Below are 16175 nucleotides of genomic sequence, written 5' to 3'. Positions count from 1 at the left end.
GCCCCGCCCGTGCGGACCCGACAGGGCTACCAGCGCAGCTCGCCGTCCTCGTCCTGGAGGGTTCCCGTCGGGCCGTCCGGGCCGAGGGTCGCGAGGCGTACGACCACCTTGGCGCTCTCCTCGGGGGAGCGGCCGATCCCGAAGTCCGCCGTCATGTCGGTGGCCGTCGTACCGGGCTCGACCGCGTTGAACCTGATGCCCGGGTAGAGCTTGGCGTACTGGACCGTCAGCATGGTGGCGGCCGCCTTCGACGCCGAGTACAGCGCGGTCGGCAGGCGGTACTCCAGCCGCTCCGGATTGTTGACGGCCCAGAAGGATCCGGCGCTGCTGGAGACGGTCACCACGGTGGCGTGCGAGGACTTGAGCAGCAGGGGGAGAGCCGCCTCGGTGACCCGTACGATCCCCACCGCGTTGGTGTCGAAGACCCGCAGGGCCGTGGGGCCGTCGATGGTCCCCTGGCCCAGGACGCCCGCGTTGTGCACCAGCACATCCAGCCTGCCCTCGGCCGCGTCGATCGCCGCCAGCGCGCCGCTCACGGACGCGTCGTCGGTCACGTCCAGCTGGACGAACCGGGCGCCGAGCGCGGCCGCGGCCTTCTCGCCGCGCTCGACGTCCCGCGCGCCCACGTAGACCGTGTGGCCCAGCTTCACCAGCTGCTCGGCCGTGGCGAACCCGATGCCCTTGTTGGCTCCGGTGATCAGGGTGACGGTCATGGGGTTTCCCTCCGAAGGCGTGGTACGTGGCCGACTGCGCCGGACAGTAACCCCTTAACTTTTTCTGAGGAGTTAGGTATTCCCCTCCTGCCCGCCGAGTCCTACGGCATGCCCGCCCACGCGGTCAGCGCCCGCGTGCGCTCGGTTCGCCGCGCGGCCGCGTCAGCGGTCCGGCTCGCCCAGGCGATATGGCCGTCGGGGCGCACCAGGACCTCCGCCACACCCGCCAGGTCGGGGTGGTGGTCCCGCCCTGTCACCGTCACCGCCGTCACGCGGCCGCCCCACCCCGCCTCGACGGCCGCCGGAAGCGCCTCGTCCCCGGCGAGGTCCAGCAGGACGAAACGGCCGTGGACGGTCAGCTCGTAGAACCGCTCGGCGGCGGATCCCGCCGCCGTCAGGCCGATGTCCGGCATACGCCGCCCCTCCGACGGGTCGGCGCCGGGACCGCGGGCGGGGTAGGCGGTGCCCAGGGCGGACACCCGCTCGGCCAGCTTCCGGTTCACCTCGGCCGCTCCCAGGAACTCGTCGAGCATCCCGCGCAGCGCGGCGGCGGGCCGCGCGTACTGCGGTACGAGGACCAGCTCGCCCAGCAGCGTCTGGACCTCGGTGTTCTCCACCACCGCCGCGCCGACCGGCCGCCGCTCGGCGTCGTAGCCGTCGAGGAGCCCGGACGGCGCCCAGCCGTTGATCTCGCCCGCCAGCCTCCAGCCCAGGGCGGCGGCGTCCTGCAGGCCGGTGTTGAGGCCCTGTCCGCCCGCCGGGAAGTGGATATGGGCGGCGTCGCCCGCCAGCAGGATCCGGCCTGCCCGGTAACGCTCCGCGAGGCGGCTCGCGTTGCCGAAGCGGGACAGCCAACGCGGCCGGTCCACACCGCAGTCGGAGCCGCAGATCTCCGTCAGGGAGGCGCGGAACTCCTCCAGGGTCACGGGCTCCCGCGAGGGGACCCGCATCCGCGCGGGGTCGAGGTAGACCACCCGGGTGACCCCGTCCTCCAGCGGGGCGACCATCACGCCGCGGGCCTGCGCGCGCCGGAACCCCGGATCGTCCAGGTCCACGGTCTCGAAGTCGCCGAGGATGCCCGTCAGCGTCTCGTCCGTACCGGGGAAGCCGATCCCCGCCGCCGCGCGGACCACACTGCGCCCCCCGTCGCAGCCCACCGCGTACGCCGCCCGGAGGGTCCGCCGCCCGCCGGGCGCCCGCACCTCCACCTCGACGCCTTCGGAGTCCTGGCGTACGGCCACGGTCTCGTGCCCCCGCAGGATCTCCACGCCCAGCTCGCCCGCCCGCTCCGCGAGCAGGGCCTCGGTGCGGGCCTGGGCGATGAACAGGGTGTACGCGTGGCGGCTGTCGAGCACGGTGAAATCGAGCCGCGTCCCCAGGCCCGCGAAATGCCAGTCCGGGGTGGTGGTGCCGGCCGCGAGGAAGCGGGACGCCAGCCCCCGCATGTCCATCAGCTCCATGCTGCGCGGGTGCAGCGTCAGCGCCCTCGAATCGCGCTGCGGTTCCCGGCGGCGCTCGACGACCAGCGGCCGGACGCCCGCCAGGGCCAGCTCGCAGGCGAGCATCAGCCCGGTCGGGCCCGCCCCGACGACGATCACATCGGCGGTCATGGGTACCTCCACATTAGTGAACAGCGTTCACGTGAACGCTGTTCACTATGATGGCGTCCATGAGCGATCCGTCAACCCCCCGCCCGGCCCGCGGCCGCCCCCCACGCCTCGACCAGGCGCGCACCGTCGAAACCGCCCTGACGCTGCTGGACGGGTCCGGACTCGACGCGCTGACCATGCGGCGGCTGGCGGACGCGCTGGGCGTACAGGCCGGGGCGCTCTACCGGTACTTCCGGACCAAGGAGGACCTGCTGACCGCGATGGCGGAGCGGATCATGGCCGGAATCGACGCCCCGACGGGCGCCGCGGACTGGCGCGACCGCCTCACCGGCCTGGCCGGGGCCCTGCGGCAGGCCCTGCTGGCCCACCGCGACGGGGCCCGCGTGTTCGCCGGGACGCACTCCACCGGCCCGGCCACCCTGGGCTTCGCGGAGACCTGCACGGGTGTCCTGCGGGAGGCCGGATTCAGCGACGCGGACGCGGCCCGGACCATGGTGGCGGTGGTCCACTTCACCGTCGGCCACACCCTGGAGGAGCAGGCCGTAGGGGAGGGGGAGGGCGGTCTCCCGGCCGACCCGGAGGTCCTGCGCGGGGCCGTCTCCTCCGGCGCGTACCCCCATCTGACGGCCGCGCTGCCCACGCTCACCGACCCGGACTACGCCCCGCACTTCGAATTCGGCCTGGCCCTCCTCATGTCGGGCATCGAGGCGCGGGCACGCTTCACGCGCCGAGGACCCTGCTGACCAGCTCGGGATTCCACTCGACGTACTCGACGCCCGCCCCGTCCGCGTGGCGGGCGTAGAGGAAACGCCCCGTCGGGCCGGCGGTCGCGGGAGTGGTCAGGGTGGCGCCGGCGGACTCCAGGGTCACCTGGAGGGCGTCGAGATCGTCGACCACCACCGTGGCCGAGGCGTGGGTGTACTTCGCGCGCTCCTCGGCGGGCCCCGCGATGACGAGGAAATGGCCGATGGCGGCGAGACCGACCGCCTCGAACGCCAGCCGCAGATGCGGCTGTTCCCCGGTGAGTCGTTCCAGGAGCGGCAGAGCCCCGTCGAGGTCGTCGGCCCACAGGCGGGCATAGGTCCTCAGGATGGTCATGGCCATGCTCCCGCAGATCGCTTCCGCTGACTCGAAAACCGTAGGCGGGCCCGCTCCGGCGCGGAAGAACGCACTTTTCGGTGACAGAGGCACCTGAGGGAAACCACGCCCTCCGCCCTCACCGCGGAGCAGGCGCTCCGGAGTGCTCGCCGTCGCGGGCGTCGAGCAGTGCGTCCCAGTGCTCGGTCGCCCATCGGCAGGTCGCGGCCAGCGGCTCCAGCGCGCTGCGGCCCAGCGGCGTCAGGGCGTACTCCACCCGCAGTTTCGGGTCGGTGTGCACCGTGCGGGACACGAATCCGTCCCGCTCCAGGCCGCGGAGCGACTGGGTGAGCGACTTCGGGGTGACGCGGTGCAGGGGCACGCGGAGTTCCGAATAGCGGCGCGGGCCGTCCTCCAGGCAGTGGAGGACCATGGCCGCCCATTTGTCGCCGAAGCGGAAGGGCAGCAGCGAGGACGGGCACAGCTCGTCGAACAAGTCGGCGGGCAGCGGCGGCCGTTGCGTCATCGGGAAATCTCCGTCTCCGGTGTCGGTATCCATCCGGTGACCGACCTTCTGGATATCTTCCGGAGCGCCGACGCGACGGCAGGTATTCCGGCGCCGGCACCCTCATTCCGACCGATACAGGCAAGGCAGGACATCATGCGTGCAGCCCGCTTCCATGCATACGGCACGGCGGAGAACCTGGTGATCGAGCAGGCTCCCGAGCCCCACCCCGGACCGGGTGAGATACGTGTCCGCGCCACGGCCGCGAGCGTCAACCCCATCGACTGGAAACTGCGCGCCGGCGCCCTGCACGGGCTGCTTCCCCTGGAGCTGCCCGCCATTCCCGGGCGCGACGCCGCCGGTGTGGTCGACGCGATCGGTGACGGGGTGCGGGGGGTGAGCATCGGTGACCGCGTCTTCGGGCTGACCGGGGTCACCGGCGCGACCGCGGAGCTGGTCGTCCTCTCGGCCTGGGCCCCCACCCCCGGCACCTGGGACGACGGACAGGCCGCCGGCGCCGGCCTCGCGTCCGTGACCGCGATGCGCGGCCTGGACGCGCTCGGCCCCCTCGCGGGGCGCACCCTTCTCGTCGAGGGCGCGGCCGGAGGCGTGGGCAGCGCGGCGGTCGAGATCGCCGTGGCACAGGGCGCCACCGTGATCGGGACGGCCAGTGAGCGCAACCACGGGTTCCTCACCGCTCTCGGCGCCGTTCCCACCACCTACGGCCCCGGCCTCGCGCGGCGCCTCTCCGCGCTCGCCCCGCACGGTGTCCACCTCGCGCTCGACACCGCGGCCTCCGGATCCCTCGACGACCTCGTCGCCATCACGGGCGACCCGGCGCGCGTCGCGACGGTGGCCGACCACGCGGGCGGGCAGCGGCTGGGCACGCACGTGGTCAACGCGGAGAACGACCCCGCCCTCCTGTCCGCGGCCGCGGAACTGGGCCGGCGGGGCCGCTACACGCCCCGTGTGGAACAGACCTACCCCCTGGAACGGATCGCCGACGCCCACGCGCACGCCGAGCGCGGACGCACCCGCGGAAAGATCGTGGTCCGCATCTGAGGCGGGGGCACGGCGCAGAGGCGCGGAGAGTCGGAGGGATGGAGGGGCAGAGGGTCAGACGGTGAAACGGACCCCCCTCAGCTGGAGCTTGAGATCCATCGGGCTGCCGCCGTACCGCCAGCTGCCGGGCTGGGTGCAGCCCAGGCCCATCCAGTTCTTGCCCTTCACCTGGGCGTTCTGGCAGGCGACGCCGTTCACGGCCATGATGGTGAATCCCTGCAGGGGCGAGTCCGCCTTGTTGGTGCTGCCCAGGTACATGTCCACGCCGTCGACGGCCGAGGCCCACTTGGACCCGGTCTTCCAGCCCTCGACCACGTGGGCGCCGTTGCCGCGGACGCCCTTGGTCCCGGCGGAGGCGATGTTGATGGCCTTGATGGGTATGTCCTTGCCGAAGGTGCCGGCCTCGGCGCCGTCGCACACCGGCGCCTGCCAGCCCCGGTCCGCCAGGTAGACGCGGTAGCAGATGTGCCGGCCGCCGCGTGCGGCCAGCTCCTGCACGGCCGTGGCCGCGGTGCGCGGCTGCGGCTTCTTCTCCGCCTGCTGCTCACTCGGGGGTGCGGGCTCGGGCTTCTTCTCGGCCGGGCTGCTCGTACTGGGTTCCGGCGCGGGCGCGGGCGCGGCGGGCTCGGGGTCGGCGGGCTTCGGGGCCTCTTCCTTCGGCGGCTCCGGCGCCGGGGGCGAACTGGGCTGCGCGGGAGCGTAGTCGTCGAGGGCAGCGCGGGCGTCGTTCGGGTTGAGGACCGTGTCGGCGCCTTCGGCCGCCGGCCCCTTGGCGGTGTCGGGGCTCTCGTCCTTCGCGCTTCCGGCCAGCAGCAGCGGTACGGCGATCAGGGCGGCGCCGAGGATCGCGGCCCCTGCCAGGATCGGCTTGCGGGGGCGTCCGCCGCCGACGCCGGTGGCGGCCGTGACCCCGGGCGGCGTGGTCCCGACGGCCGTTGCCACCGCGACGGCCCCGTCGGGCCCCTGGGTGCCGGCGGCGGCGGTGGCCGCGGGCGCGGTGCCGGTAGCGGCGGCCGCGGCTGCGGGCGCGGCGGGGGTGGCTTCGGTCGTGCCCGCGGACGCGGCGGGAGTGGCTTCGGTCGTGGCGGGGGGCGTGGCGGTGGCCGCGGCCGGGGGAGCGGTGGCGGTGGCCGGCTCCGTCGGGGCGGTGCCGGACTCCGCCGCGGGGGCTCCGGCCGGGCCCGGCGCGTTGCCCTCCGGCGCGGAGGGCGCCGGTGCGGCCCCGGCCTCCCCGGGGCGGGCGGCGGCCGCCTCTGTGTTCGCGCCGGGGGTGTGGTGCTGGGGGGACATGCGGTACTCCTCCTCGGTAGCGCAACCGCCGGTGGTCGGCCCGCACCCGCGCGGTGGGCGCGCGCGGTGGACGTGCCGGGCGAACGCCTCCCAGTTCGGCGGGCATTGGTCGGGTGCCGCGTCGAGACTAACCGGTCCGGCCCCGGTCCCGTCCTCCGACTTCCCCTGCCCGGCGCGGTGGCGGCCCCGGCCCATGTGGCATCCTGTTGGCTTCCCGATCCGATCAGCGTCCGCTCGCGCGTATGCCCTCCGGCATCCAATGAGCCGTACGGAACCAAGAGTTCAGGTGAAGATGGAGCCCGGAGTACGGCAAGAGGGCCTGAGCGGCGACGCGTTCGCCCCCGGCGCCACCGAGGCCGCCGCCGAAGTCCCCGAGACACCCGCGATACCCGAGACACCCGAGACACCCGAGATACCCGAGGCCGTGCGGGCCGCGGCCCGCCGGGCGCCGGGGCACTGGATCGGGGTGGTGGATCCGGAGTGGACGCAGGAACGCACGCCGCCCGAGTGGGCCGTGCTGGGGGAGTGGCAGTCGGACGAGAGCGGGAGCGTCGGGGAGTTCCGCCCCAATCCGGCCTACCGGCCCTCGGCACGCCTCCTCGGCTGGCCGGATCCCACCGATCCGGTGGACGAGGCGGCGCAGCGGGCCGCCACCGGCTACGGTTCGGTGCAGGAGGCGATCACCGCGCTGGCACAGGCGGAGGTCACCGTGGTGCGCGGGCCGGACGGCGAGCCGCTCACCGCCGCCGGGCGGGACGGGGCGCCGGTGATCCTCCTGTTCACCTCGCCCGCGCACGCGTTCCTGTCCGCGACGCTTCACCATGACACACTTCCGGCACAGGAACTGGCCCGGTCGGCGAGCGCCGCCGGAGCCCTGTTGCTGGTCAACGCCGGGGCCGCGGCCCCCCTGTTCGTCCCGGCGGACAGCCTCTTCCCCCCGGGAGCAAGGCATGATGACACCGTCGGTCCACCGGCACACGACCCCGCACAGGGGACACGTAGGGTGAAGTCGTAGCCACAGCAAGGGGGTTGTTTCGTGTCGCGCCAGGTACTGTCGGTCGGACCCGGAGAACAGGACCGCTACCGGACCATCGGAGAGGCACTGGCGGCCGCTCGTACCGGTGCGCTCATCAGCGTCCGGCCCGGAGCGTACGCGGAGAACCTGGTGATCCACACCAGGGTCACCCTCTCCGCCGCCGAGGGACGGGGCACGGTGGAGATACGGCCGCGCTCGGGCAGTGTGGTCACGCTGCGCGCCGATGCCGTGATGCTCGCCGAGCTGACCCTGCGCGGCGGTGACGCCGAACTGCCGGCCGTCGACGTACGGCGCGGTCAGGCCGCGCTCGACGGCTGCGAGGTCATCGGCGCGGCCTGGACCGCCATGCTGGCCGGGGGGACGGGTTCCCTCGCGCTGCGGGACTGCCGGGTGAGCAATCCGCAGGGAGCGGGCATCGTGGTGACCTCGACCACGCCCACCACCGTGGAGTCCTGCACCTTCGAGCACCTGGGCACCAGCGGCCTTGTCCTCGCCGAGCAGGGCGAGGCGAGCATCCGCGGCTGCACGGTGCGCGACGCCCGCGGCAACGGAGTGCTCGCCAACGGCGAGACGCGCGGCCGGGTCGAGGACTGCGACATCTCCTCCACCGACAAGCCCTCCATCGCCCTGGAGCAGAACTGCTCCGTCACGGTGGTCCGTACCGTGGTGCACGACACCAGCACCGGCGTGCACCTGAGCAGCACGGGCCGTACGACGCTGGAGGACGTGCGCGTCACCGGCGCCTCCGGGAACGGGATCGCGCTGGCCGGGGGTACCGACCCGGTACTGCGCCGCTGCCGCGTCTCGCGGGTCCGCGGCAACGGCATGCTGGTCACCGACCGGGCGCGCGGCACCTTCGAGGACTGCTGGGTGGACGGCGCGCAGGGCGCGGCGCTGCGGGTCGCCGGGGCCGCCTCACCCGCGCTGACCGGCCTGACGGTCCGCGACTGCGACGGAGCCGGGCTGCTGCTGGAGGAGAACGCGGCGCCGGAACTGGACCGCCTGGAGGTACTGGGCGGCTCGCCCGCCGTCGCGGTCCTCGACGGCGCCGGCCCGCTGCTGCGCCGTGCCCGGCTGGTGGAGCCCTCCGGCGACGGGATCACGGCCACCCGGGACGCCCGGGGCCGCGCCGAGGACTGCGAGATCGTACGTCCCAAGGGCGCGGGTGTGCGGGTGGCCTCCGGCAGCACCTTCTACCTGGCCGGCGGCGGGGTCTCCGACCCCGTCACCAGCGGGCTGGTCGTGGAGGACGGCGGCAACGTGACCGTCCGCGACTTCCGCGTCGAGACCTCCGGCGAGGAGGGCGTGGTGGTCGGCGCGGGCGGCGAGCTGACCGCCAACCGTACGGTGGTGCACGCCCCCAAGGGCCATGGCTTCCTGATCCGCGAGGGCGCGCTCGCTTCGCTCAGCGGCTGCGAGGTCACCGGCGGTGCCCAGGACGGCTTCCGCGTGGAGGCCACCGGGCCGGTCTCGCTCGTCAACTGCCAGGCACTGGAGAACGAGGGCGGCGGCCTGGTGCAGACGGCGCCCGGCGAACGGCTCGCCGTGGAGGGCCTGAACAGCACCGGCAACGGCAAGCGGGACGCCTGGGGTTCCGGCAGCGCCGAGAACACCGACCCGGCCGGCTCCGGCTCCGCGGACGCGCCCCCGACGGACCGGGCGGACGGCCCGCTCGGCGCCCTCAACGCGCTGATCGGCCTGGAGAACGTCAAGCAGCAGGTGGGCACCCTGGTCAACCTCACCCAGCTCGCCCAGCGCCGCGAGCAGCTGGGCATGCCCGCCCCGCCCATGAGCCGGCACCTGGTCTTCGCCGGTCCGCCCGGCACCGGCAAGACCACCGTCGCCCGCCTCTACGGAGCGATCCTGGCCGAGCTGGGCTCGCTGCGCAGCGGACACCTGGTGGAGGTCTCGCGCGCGGACCTCGTCGCGCAGGTCGTCGGCGGTACCGCGATCAAGACCACCGAGGCGTTCCAGCGGGCACTGGGCGGCCTGCTGTTCATCGACGAGGCGTACACCCTCACCGCGGACAGCGGCAACGGCGGCGCCGACTTCGGCCGCGAGGCGGTGGACACCCTGCTGAAACTGATGGAGGACCACCGCGAGGACGTGGTGGTCGTCGCGGCCGGCTACTCCCGCGAGATGGATTCCTTCCTCGGCTCCAACCCTGGTCTCGCCTCCCGCTTCTCCCGGACCGTCGAGTTCGAGAACTACTCGGTGCCCGAACTCGTGGCGATCATGGAGAGCATGTGCGCCCAGCACCAGTACGAACTGGGGGAGGGCACCGCGGCGGCCCTGGCCGCGCACTTCGGTGCGATGCCGCGCGACGCCGGCTTCGGCAACGGCCGTGCCGCGCGCGGGGTGTTCGAGGAGATGGTCGACCGGCAGGCCGTCCGCCTCGGCACGCAGGCGCAGGTCGGTGAACGCGATCTGCGCCTGCTGCTGCCGCAGGACGTCTCCGCGGCCTCCGCCGAGACCGTCGTGGCGGACGACGAGCCGCTGACCCGTCTCGGCGACATGATCGGCCTGTCCGAGGTGAAGCGCGAGGTCGCGGACCTGGTCAACCTCATCACCACCGCCCGCCACCGGGCCGCCGCCGGGCTGCCGGTGCCCTCGCTCAGCAACCACCTGGTCTTCACCGGCCCGCCCGGTACGGGCAAGACCACCGTCGCCCGTCTCTACGGGGAGATCCTGACCCAGCTCGGCGTCCTCCAGCGGGGCCAGCTGATCGAGGCGGCCCGCGCCGACCTCGTCGGGCGCTACATCGGGCACACCGCGCAGCTCACCCGCGAGGTCTTCGAACGGGCCCGTGGCGGTGTGCTGTTCATCGACGAGGCGTACACCCTCACCCCCCGGGGCGACGGCGCCGACTTCGGGCAGGAAGCGGTGGACACCCTCCTGAAACTCATGGAGGACCACCGCGACGAGGTGGTCGTCATCGTCGCCGGTTACACCGAGGAGATGGAGCGCTTCCTCGGCTCGAACCCGGGCCTGTCCTCCCGCTTCCCGCGCCGGATCGCCTTCGCCGACTACTCCTCCGAGGAACTGGTCACGATCGTGCGCGCCCAGGCCGCCGCCATGGGCTACGAATGCGGACCCGGTACCGGCCCGCTGCTCAAGGAGTACTTCGACGCGGTGCCCCGGGACCGCTCCTTCGGCAATGCCCGCCTGGCCCGCCAGGTGGTCGAGTCGATGGTCACCCGCCAGGCGGGACGGCTCAGCGCGGTGGCCGCGCCCACCCTCGACGACCTGCGCGTCCTGCTGCCCGCGGACGTCAGGGCCGCGGCCCCGAAGGAGACGTTCCGGTGAGGCCCGCCGCCCGCCGGACGGCCCGCCGGCTGTCCGGCGCCGGCCTGGCCGCCGCCCTGCTGCTGCCCGGGGCCGCCGCGGCCCAGGCGGCCCCCCGGCCGCAGCTGCCGGCGGCCGACGGAAAGGCCGACGGAAAGCCCGACGCGAAGAAGGGCCAGGAGCTGCCCGTCATGCCCTCCGCACTCGATCCGAGAGCCGCGGACGGGGCCTGCACCCCCGCCTCCGGAGTGAAGGCGAAGACGCAGGACTGGTCGCGCCAGCGCCTCGACCTGGACCGGACGCACCGGCACGGTGCCGGCGCGGGCATCACCGTCGCGCTGATCGACACCGGTGTCGCTCCCGGCGCCGCCGGGCTGGATGGTCGGGTCACCGCCCAGGGCACGGCCGGTGAGGACTGCGTGGGGCGCGGCACCTTCCTGGCCGGGCTGATCGCCGGGAACGGCGGGGACGAGCCGCGGCTGGCCGGGGTCGCCCCGGAGGCGAGGATCCTGGCCCTGCGCGGAACCGACGCGCGCGGGCAGGCGAGCCCGGAGCTGGTCGTGGCGGCGGTACGCGAGGCCACCGCGGCCCGCGCCCAGGTCATCGCCGTCACGGCGGCCTTCCCGCAGCGGGACGCGGCGCTGACCCGCGCCGTCGAAGAGGCCCGCCGCGCGGGTGCGGTGGTGGTGGCCGCGGCCACCCCCGACGTACCCAGGAACGCCACCGGCGAGATCCCCTCCCGCACCTACTGGCCCGCCGGTGAGCCGGGCGTCCTGCCGGTCGCCGACATGCTCCCCGGCGGGACCCGCCCGGAGGGCTCCGTGCCCACCGAGGGCATCGCCCTGATGGCTCCCGGCGCCGGGGTGGTCTCCGGCGGCCCGCGCGGCGACGGGCACTACCTGGGCGGCGGCGTCCCGGTGGCCACCGCCTATGTCGCGGGGGCCGCGGCGCTGGTCCGGGCGGCGCTCCCCGACGCCCCGCCCGACGCCGTCGTACGCCGTCTGACCGCCACCGCGTACCCGGCGGACGTGCCCCAGCTGGACCCGTACGCGGCGGTCACCAAGGCCCTCGACCCCGCCGCCGCTGCCCCCGGCCCCGAGCGCGCGGCGGCTCCCCTGACGGTCCGCGACACCTCCGCCGCCGACCGTGCCACCGGCCGCGCGACCGTCTTCGTACTGCTGGGCTCCGCCGGTGTCCTGGCCGTCCTGTGGGCCGGTTACGCCTTCGCCCGGGCCCGTGCCCGCCGCTGGCGTCCGGCGCGGGCGGGCGCCGCGGGCGAGGTCTGAGACCCGCCCGCGGCGCTCCCCGTCAGTCCCGCAGGCCCTGACCGTCCTCCACCAGAGCCGTCTGCATCAGCCGGGGCCGGCGGCGGGCGATGTACAGGGCCCGGCCGGGCGGCAGGTTGAGGGGCTTCGCGTCGCCGAACAGACGGCCTTCCGTGGGCGGGCAGGACAGGAGCACGGCGGGGTTGTTGGCCTCGTCCAGGCGGCGGATGAGGCCGTCGCTGAGCCCTCGGCCGGCGCCCATGGCGCTGCGGGCGACGATCAGGTGCAGACCCATCTCGAAGCCGAGGGTCAGACTCTCGAAAAGCGGCTCGAAGGGACTCTGGAAGGAGTTGCTGGAGACCATGTCGTAGTCGTCGACCAGGAGGAACAGGCGCGGGCCGGTCCACCAGTCGCACTGGCGCATGCGTCCGGGGGCGATGTCCGCCCCGGGGACGCGGGTCTTGAGCGCACGGGCCGCGCCGTCGATGGTCTCCTTCAGGTTGTCCAGGGAGATCACGTGCCCGATGCGGTACTCCTCGGGGATGGCGTCCACCAGCGTACGGCGGTAGTCCACCGCGATGATCTTCGCCTCGTCCGGGGTGTAGCGGGTGGTGATGCCCTGGGTGATGCGGCGCAGCAGGTTCGTCTTGCCGCTCTCGGTGTCACCGACCACGATCAGGTGCGGGGTGCGGCTGAAATCGTGCCAGACCGGCTCCAGGGCGTCCTGGTCGATACCGAGCGGCAGCCGCATGCCGCCGCCCTCGGTGGGCTGGGGCGCGGGCAGTTCGGAGAGCGGGAGCCGGTGCGGCAGCATGCGGACCTGCGGGGCCGCCGGGCCGGGCCAGTGCCGGGCGACCTCGGAGACCAGGTGGCTGACACCGTCGCCCAGGTCCTCGAGGGAGGCGCTGCCGTCCAGGCGCGGCAGGCCGGCGAGGAAGTGCATCTTGCTGTCGGAGGTGATGCCGCGACCGCCGCTGCGCGGCACCGAGCGGGCCTTGCGGGTGTCGATCTCGGAGTCCATCGGATCGCCCATCCGCAGTTCGAGCCGGGTGGCGGCCTGATCGCGGACCTGGGCGGACAGCTCCACCCAGCGGGTGGTGGTGATGAGCAGGTGGATGCCGTAGTTGAGGCCCCGGGCGGCGAGTTCGTTGAACTTCGGGATCAGGTCGTCGTAGTCCTGGCGGACCGTGGACCAGCCGTCGACCACCATGAACACGTCGCCGAACGGCTCGTCGGGGAACTCCCCGGCGGCCCGGCGGCGGCGGTAGGACTGCATGGAGTCCAGGGTGTGGTCGACGAAGAACTGCTCCCGGCGGGCGAGCAGTGACATCACTTCCGAGACGGTCCGGTGCACCCGCTCCGGGTTGAGGCGCGCGGCGACGCCGCCCACGTGCGGGAGCGCCCCGAGCTGGGACAGACCGCCACCGCCGAAGTCGAGGCAGTAGAACTGCACCTCGGCGGGGGTGTGGGTGAGGGCGAGGGCGGCGATCAGCGTACGGGCGAGGGTGGACTTGCCGCTCTGCGACCCGCCCGCGACGGCGACATGGCCGCCTGCCCCGGAGAGGTCCACGACCAGCGGGTCGCGCCGCTGCTCGAAGGGCTTGTCCACCAGGCCGACCGGCACCCGCAGCCGGCCGGTGCCGGACCAGCCGGCGGCGGTCAGGCCGCGCCGGGGGTCGGGGGCGATACCGGGCAGCAGCACGTCCAGCGGTGAGGGCTCGTCCAGCGGCGGCAGCCACACCTGGTGGGCGGCGGGCCCGGAGTCGCGCAGCCGGTCGAGGGCCACGTCGAGCAGGGCCTCCTCGTCACCGGTCTCCTCGGTTTCCGGCTGCGGCTCGGGCGCGGCCTCCAGAGTGCGGGGCACCACCCAGCCGCTGCTCCACGGCACCACCTGGCTGGCCACCCGGGCCTGCACCACCGCACCCGTACGGCGCCGGTAGGTGCCCGACGAGTAGGCGGCGCGAAAACGGGTCAGGGGCTCCACGCCGGATTTCAGGTAGCCGCTGCCGGGCTGGGCCGGCAGCTCGTACGCGTCCGGTACGCCGAGCACGCCCCGGCTCTCCATCGCGGAGAAGGTGCGCAGACCGATGCGGTACGAGAGGTGGCTCTCCAGCTGGTGCATGCGGCCCTCGTCCAGGCGCTGCGAGGCGAGCAGCAGGTGCACCCCCAGGGAGCGGCCGAGACGGCCGATCATCACGAACAGGTCCATGAACTCCCGGTGCGTGGACAGCAGCTCGCTGAACTCGTCCACCACCACGAACAGGCTCGGCAGCGGGGCGAGATCCGCCCCGGCGGCCCGCGCCCGCTCGTAGTCCAGGGCCGAGGTGTAGTTGCCGGCGGCGCGCAGCAGCTCCTGGCGGCGGATGAGTTCGCCGTGCAGGGCGTCCTGCATGCGCTCCACCAGCGCGACTTCCTCGGAGAGGTTGGTGATGACGGCGGAGGTGTGCGGCAGTTCCTCCAGGCCGAGGAAAGTGGCGCCGCCCTTGAAGTCGACCAGGACGAAGTTCAGCGTCTCGGAGGAGTTCGTCAGGGCGAGGCCCAGGACGAGGGTGCGCAGGAGCTCGCTCTTGCCGGAGCCGGTGGCGCCGATGAGCATGCCGTGCGGCCCCATGCCCCCCTGGGCGGATTCCTTGATGTCGAGCGCGACCGGCCGGCCGTCCACGCCGACCGCGATCGGCACCCGCAGCCGGGAGGGGCCGGTGTGCCGCCCGAAGAGGGTGGCGGGGTCGTGCCGGTGCAGATCGGGGATGCCGAGCAGGGTGGTCAGTTCCACGTCGGCGTCCAGCGGCTGGCCCCGGTCGGTACCCAGCGTCATCCGGCGGGCGGTGAGCTGCCTGGCCAGGGACTCCGCGCCGCGCGGGCCCAGCCGGTCGGGGGTGCCGAGCGGTACGGAGCGCTCCTTGCGGCTGGCGTCGGTACGCACCAGGCTCACCCGGCCGGGCGCGACGGTGAGCCGCAGCGTATTGCGGCCAGGTCGCCAGCGCAGCGCCCCGGAGATGTCGATGACCAGGGCGTTGCGGTAGCCGTGCCCTTCCCAGCGGTGGCCCTCGGGCACGGTGACGCCGTCCAGGACCACGACCGTGTAGGGCTCGTCGCGGCCGGGCCGGGCGTCGGGGTCGAATCCGGGGCGCTCGGCGAACTCGGCGCCGAGCAGGTCGTCGAGCTCGTTGAGATCGGCGGTGATCCGGCGGGCCTGGCCGGCGCCGTCCTCCTCGTAGGGGTCCAGTACGTGCGGCAGCCACTTGGCCCACTCCCAGTCGGGCCGCCGCTCGTCGCTGACGCACAGGGCGAGCCACAGTTCCTCGGGGGCGTGGAACACCGCGAGCTGTCCGAGCACGGCGCGCACCAGGTCGCGTACCGCGGCGGCGGGGTCACCGCCGGCCAGACCCTCGGTGCCGCCGGGCAGGCCCCCGGTGCCGCCGGGGGAGTTCTCGTCCTCGCCGGGTATGTCCTCGCGGACCAGGACCCGGGCCGAGGAGCGCAGGTAGAGGCCGAGAGGCTGCTCGGGGATCGTGGAGTAGGCGCGGATGAAGCGGCGCAGGGCGTGCGCGCAGAGCGGTTCGAGGTCTTCCACCGGGCGGGTGGACACCGGGTCCAGGGCCAGGGCGAGCTGCTGTTCGCCGACGGCGAGGCGGACCTCGCCGAAGTCCTCGTCGGCCGGGCGGCGTTCCCACAGCCGCGAGGTACGGGCCAGCGCGCGCAGCGAGGAGGGCTCGGGGTGGCGCCAGGCGAGCGCCCGCTGCTGCTCCGCGATGGCGGTCCGGACCCGCTTGCGGACCTGCGCCAAGTATCGCAGGTAGTCGCGGCGTTCACCGCGAAGGCGCTGCTTGCGTTCGCTGGAGCGGCGCATCAGCTGTCCGAGCAGCATGGCGGCGGCGGAGAGCGCCATGACGCCCATCGCCAGATACATGAAGACGCTGTTCCCGCCGCCGGGCCGCAGGAACATGAGCATCATGGACACCGACATCAGTGCCATCGGCAGATAGGTCCAGATCGCCGAGGTGTCCGGCACGGTCTCCGCGAGGACCGGTGGCTCCTGGAGGGTCAACTGCCCTTCGGGCATCTGCGGTCCGCGCCTGCGGGCCGGCCGGCGAAACAGCACCACGCTCAAGGAAAAACCTCCGGTCACTGTCGTCCGGCCCGTACACGACACCGGCGCACCCGGCGGGGCGGGGATCCGCACCCTGCCGACGCTCCGGTCCCGCGTGACGCGGGGGACACCGGGCGAACGGTCCGAGCAGGGGCGGCAGGAGCGGGGGACGGTCGACTTCAACGATGGTCAGCTGTATCCCGGATGCGGAGTCCGGTCCCCAGCACGACACGGTGGCCGCA

At 73.9% G+C, this 16175-nt stretch carries 11 protein-coding genes; 5 read left to right on the top strand and 6 right to left on the bottom strand.

Going from position 1 to position 16175, the window contains the following annotated elements; translation table 11 throughout:
* Positions 1 to 26: 26 nt before the first annotated feature.
* On the bottom strand, positions 27 to 713 hold the full coding sequence (locus ABZ873_RS20215) for an SDR family NAD(P)-dependent oxidoreductase (RefSeq protein WP_360873635.1): 687 nt from the start codon (positions 711 to 713) through the stop codon (positions 27 to 29).
* Between the two features lie 101 nt (positions 714 to 814).
* Complete coding sequence (locus tag ABZ873_RS20210) at positions 815 to 2323, bottom strand: monooxygenase (RefSeq protein WP_360873632.1); 1509 nt, start codon at positions 2321 to 2323, stop codon at positions 815 to 817.
* A 59-nt stretch (positions 2324 to 2382) separates the two neighbouring features.
* On the opposite strand from ABZ873_RS20210, the gene ABZ873_RS20205 reads away from it, so the two are divergent.
* Entirely contained in the window at positions 2383 to 3066 is a 684-nt protein-coding gene (locus tag ABZ873_RS20205; RefSeq protein WP_360873629.1) for a TetR/AcrR family transcriptional regulator, read from the top strand.
* Here the strand turns inward: ABZ873_RS20205 and ABZ873_RS20200 are convergent.
* Both ABZ873_RS20200 and ABZ873_RS20195 read right to left on the bottom strand, forming a co-directional pair.
* Positions 3044 to 3421 (bottom strand): VOC family protein, encoded by a 378-nt coding sequence (locus ABZ873_RS20200; RefSeq protein WP_360873626.1) that lies wholly within the window; start codon positions 3419 to 3421, stop codon positions 3044 to 3046. The two genes, ABZ873_RS20205 and ABZ873_RS20200, sit on opposite strands and share 23 nt — an antisense overlap.
* Before the next feature lie 118 nt (positions 3422 to 3539).
* Positions 3540 to 3926 carry a helix-turn-helix domain-containing protein gene (locus tag ABZ873_RS20195; RefSeq protein WP_360873623.1) on the bottom strand — a complete coding sequence of 129 codons (387 nt, stop codon included), beginning with the start codon at positions 3924 to 3926 and terminating at the stop codon, positions 3540 to 3542.
* 135 nt (positions 3927 to 4061) lie between these two features.
* Between ABZ873_RS20195 and ABZ873_RS20190 the strand changes: the two genes are divergently transcribed.
* The gene (locus tag ABZ873_RS20190; protein ID WP_360873620.1) at positions 4062 to 4967 is read left to right on the top strand and encodes an NADP-dependent oxidoreductase; all 906 of its coding nucleotides are present in this window, start codon (positions 4062 to 4064) and stop codon (positions 4965 to 4967) included.
* Positions 4968 to 5021: 54 nt separating this feature from the next.
* On the opposite strand, the gene ABZ873_RS20185 is transcribed toward ABZ873_RS20190, so the two are convergent.
* The gene (locus ABZ873_RS20185) at positions 5022 to 6257 is read right to left on the bottom strand and encodes a hypothetical protein (protein WP_360873617.1); all 1236 of its coding nucleotides are present in this window, start codon (positions 6255 to 6257) and stop codon (positions 5022 to 5024) included.
* A 292-nt stretch (positions 6258 to 6549) separates the two neighbouring features.
* On the opposite strand from ABZ873_RS20185, the gene ABZ873_RS20180 reads away from it, so the two are divergent.
* The 3 genes from ABZ873_RS20180 to ABZ873_RS20170 are packed head-to-tail and all read left to right on the top strand — an operon-like array spanning position 6550 to position 11864.
* Positions 6550 to 7272, top strand: a complete 723-nt coding sequence (locus ABZ873_RS20180; RefSeq protein ID WP_360873683.1) for a type VII secretion system-associated protein — start codon at positions 6550 to 6552, stop codon at positions 7270 to 7272.
* A 21-nt stretch (positions 7273 to 7293) separates the two neighbouring features.
* Positions 7294 to 10599, top strand: coding sequence for a right-handed parallel beta-helix repeat-containing protein (locus ABZ873_RS20175; RefSeq protein WP_360873614.1), 3306 nt, complete (start codon positions 7294 to 7296; stop codon positions 10597 to 10599).
* A complete protein-coding gene (locus ABZ873_RS20170) occupies positions 10596 to 11864 on the top strand; it encodes a S8 family serine peptidase (protein ID WP_360873611.1) in 1269 nt (422 codons plus the stop codon). The genes ABZ873_RS20175 and ABZ873_RS20170 overlap by 4 nt, the downstream gene beginning before the upstream one ends.
* Positions 11865 to 11886: 22 nt before the next feature.
* Here the strand turns inward: ABZ873_RS20170 and eccCa are convergent, their stop codons facing one another.
* The gene (gene eccCa, locus ABZ873_RS20165; RefSeq protein ID WP_360873608.1) at positions 11887 to 15906 is read right to left on the bottom strand and encodes a type VII secretion protein EccCa; all 4020 of its coding nucleotides are present in this window, start codon (positions 15904 to 15906) and stop codon (positions 11887 to 11889) included.
* Between the last annotated feature and the right edge of the window lie 269 nt (positions 15907 to 16175).

It is taken from the genome of Streptomyces sp. NPDC047014, assembly GCF_040644195.1.
GTDB lineage: Bacteria > Actinomycetota > Actinomycetes > Streptomycetales > Streptomycetaceae > Streptomyces.
This window is presented reverse-complemented; position numbering and strand designations above follow the sequence as displayed.

Coding starts and splice junctions, on each gene's coding strand:
- ABZ873_RS20215 (WP_360873635.1), bottom strand. CDS start 713: ATGACCGTCACCCTGATCACCGGAGCCAACAAGGGCATCGGGTTCGCC.
- ABZ873_RS20210 (WP_360873632.1), bottom strand. CDS start 2,323: ATGACCGCCGATGTGATCGTCGTCGGGGCGGGCCCGACCGGGCTGATG.
- ABZ873_RS20205 (WP_360873629.1), top strand. CDS start 2,383: ATGAGCGATCCGTCAACCCCCCGCCCGGCCCGCGGCCGCCCCCCACGC.
- ABZ873_RS20200 (WP_360873626.1), bottom strand. CDS start 3,421: ATGACCATCCTGAGGACCTATGCCCGCCTGTGGGCCGACGACCTCGAC.
- ABZ873_RS20195 (WP_360873623.1), bottom strand. CDS start 3,926: ATGACGCAACGGCCGCCGCTGCCCGCCGACTTGTTCGACGAGCTGTGC.
- ABZ873_RS20190 (WP_360873620.1), top strand. CDS start 4,062: ATGCGTGCAGCCCGCTTCCATGCATACGGCACGGCGGAGAACCTGGTG.
- ABZ873_RS20185 (WP_360873617.1), bottom strand. CDS start 6,257: ATGTCCCCCCAGCACCACACCCCCGGCGCGAACACAGAGGCGGCCGCC.
- ABZ873_RS20180 (WP_360873683.1), top strand. CDS start 6,550: ATGGAGCCCGGAGTACGGCAAGAGGGCCTGAGCGGCGACGCGTTCGCC.
- eccCa (WP_360873608.1), bottom strand. CDS start 15,906: ATGCCCGAAGGGCAGTTGACCCTCCAGGAGCCACCGGTCCTCGCGGAG.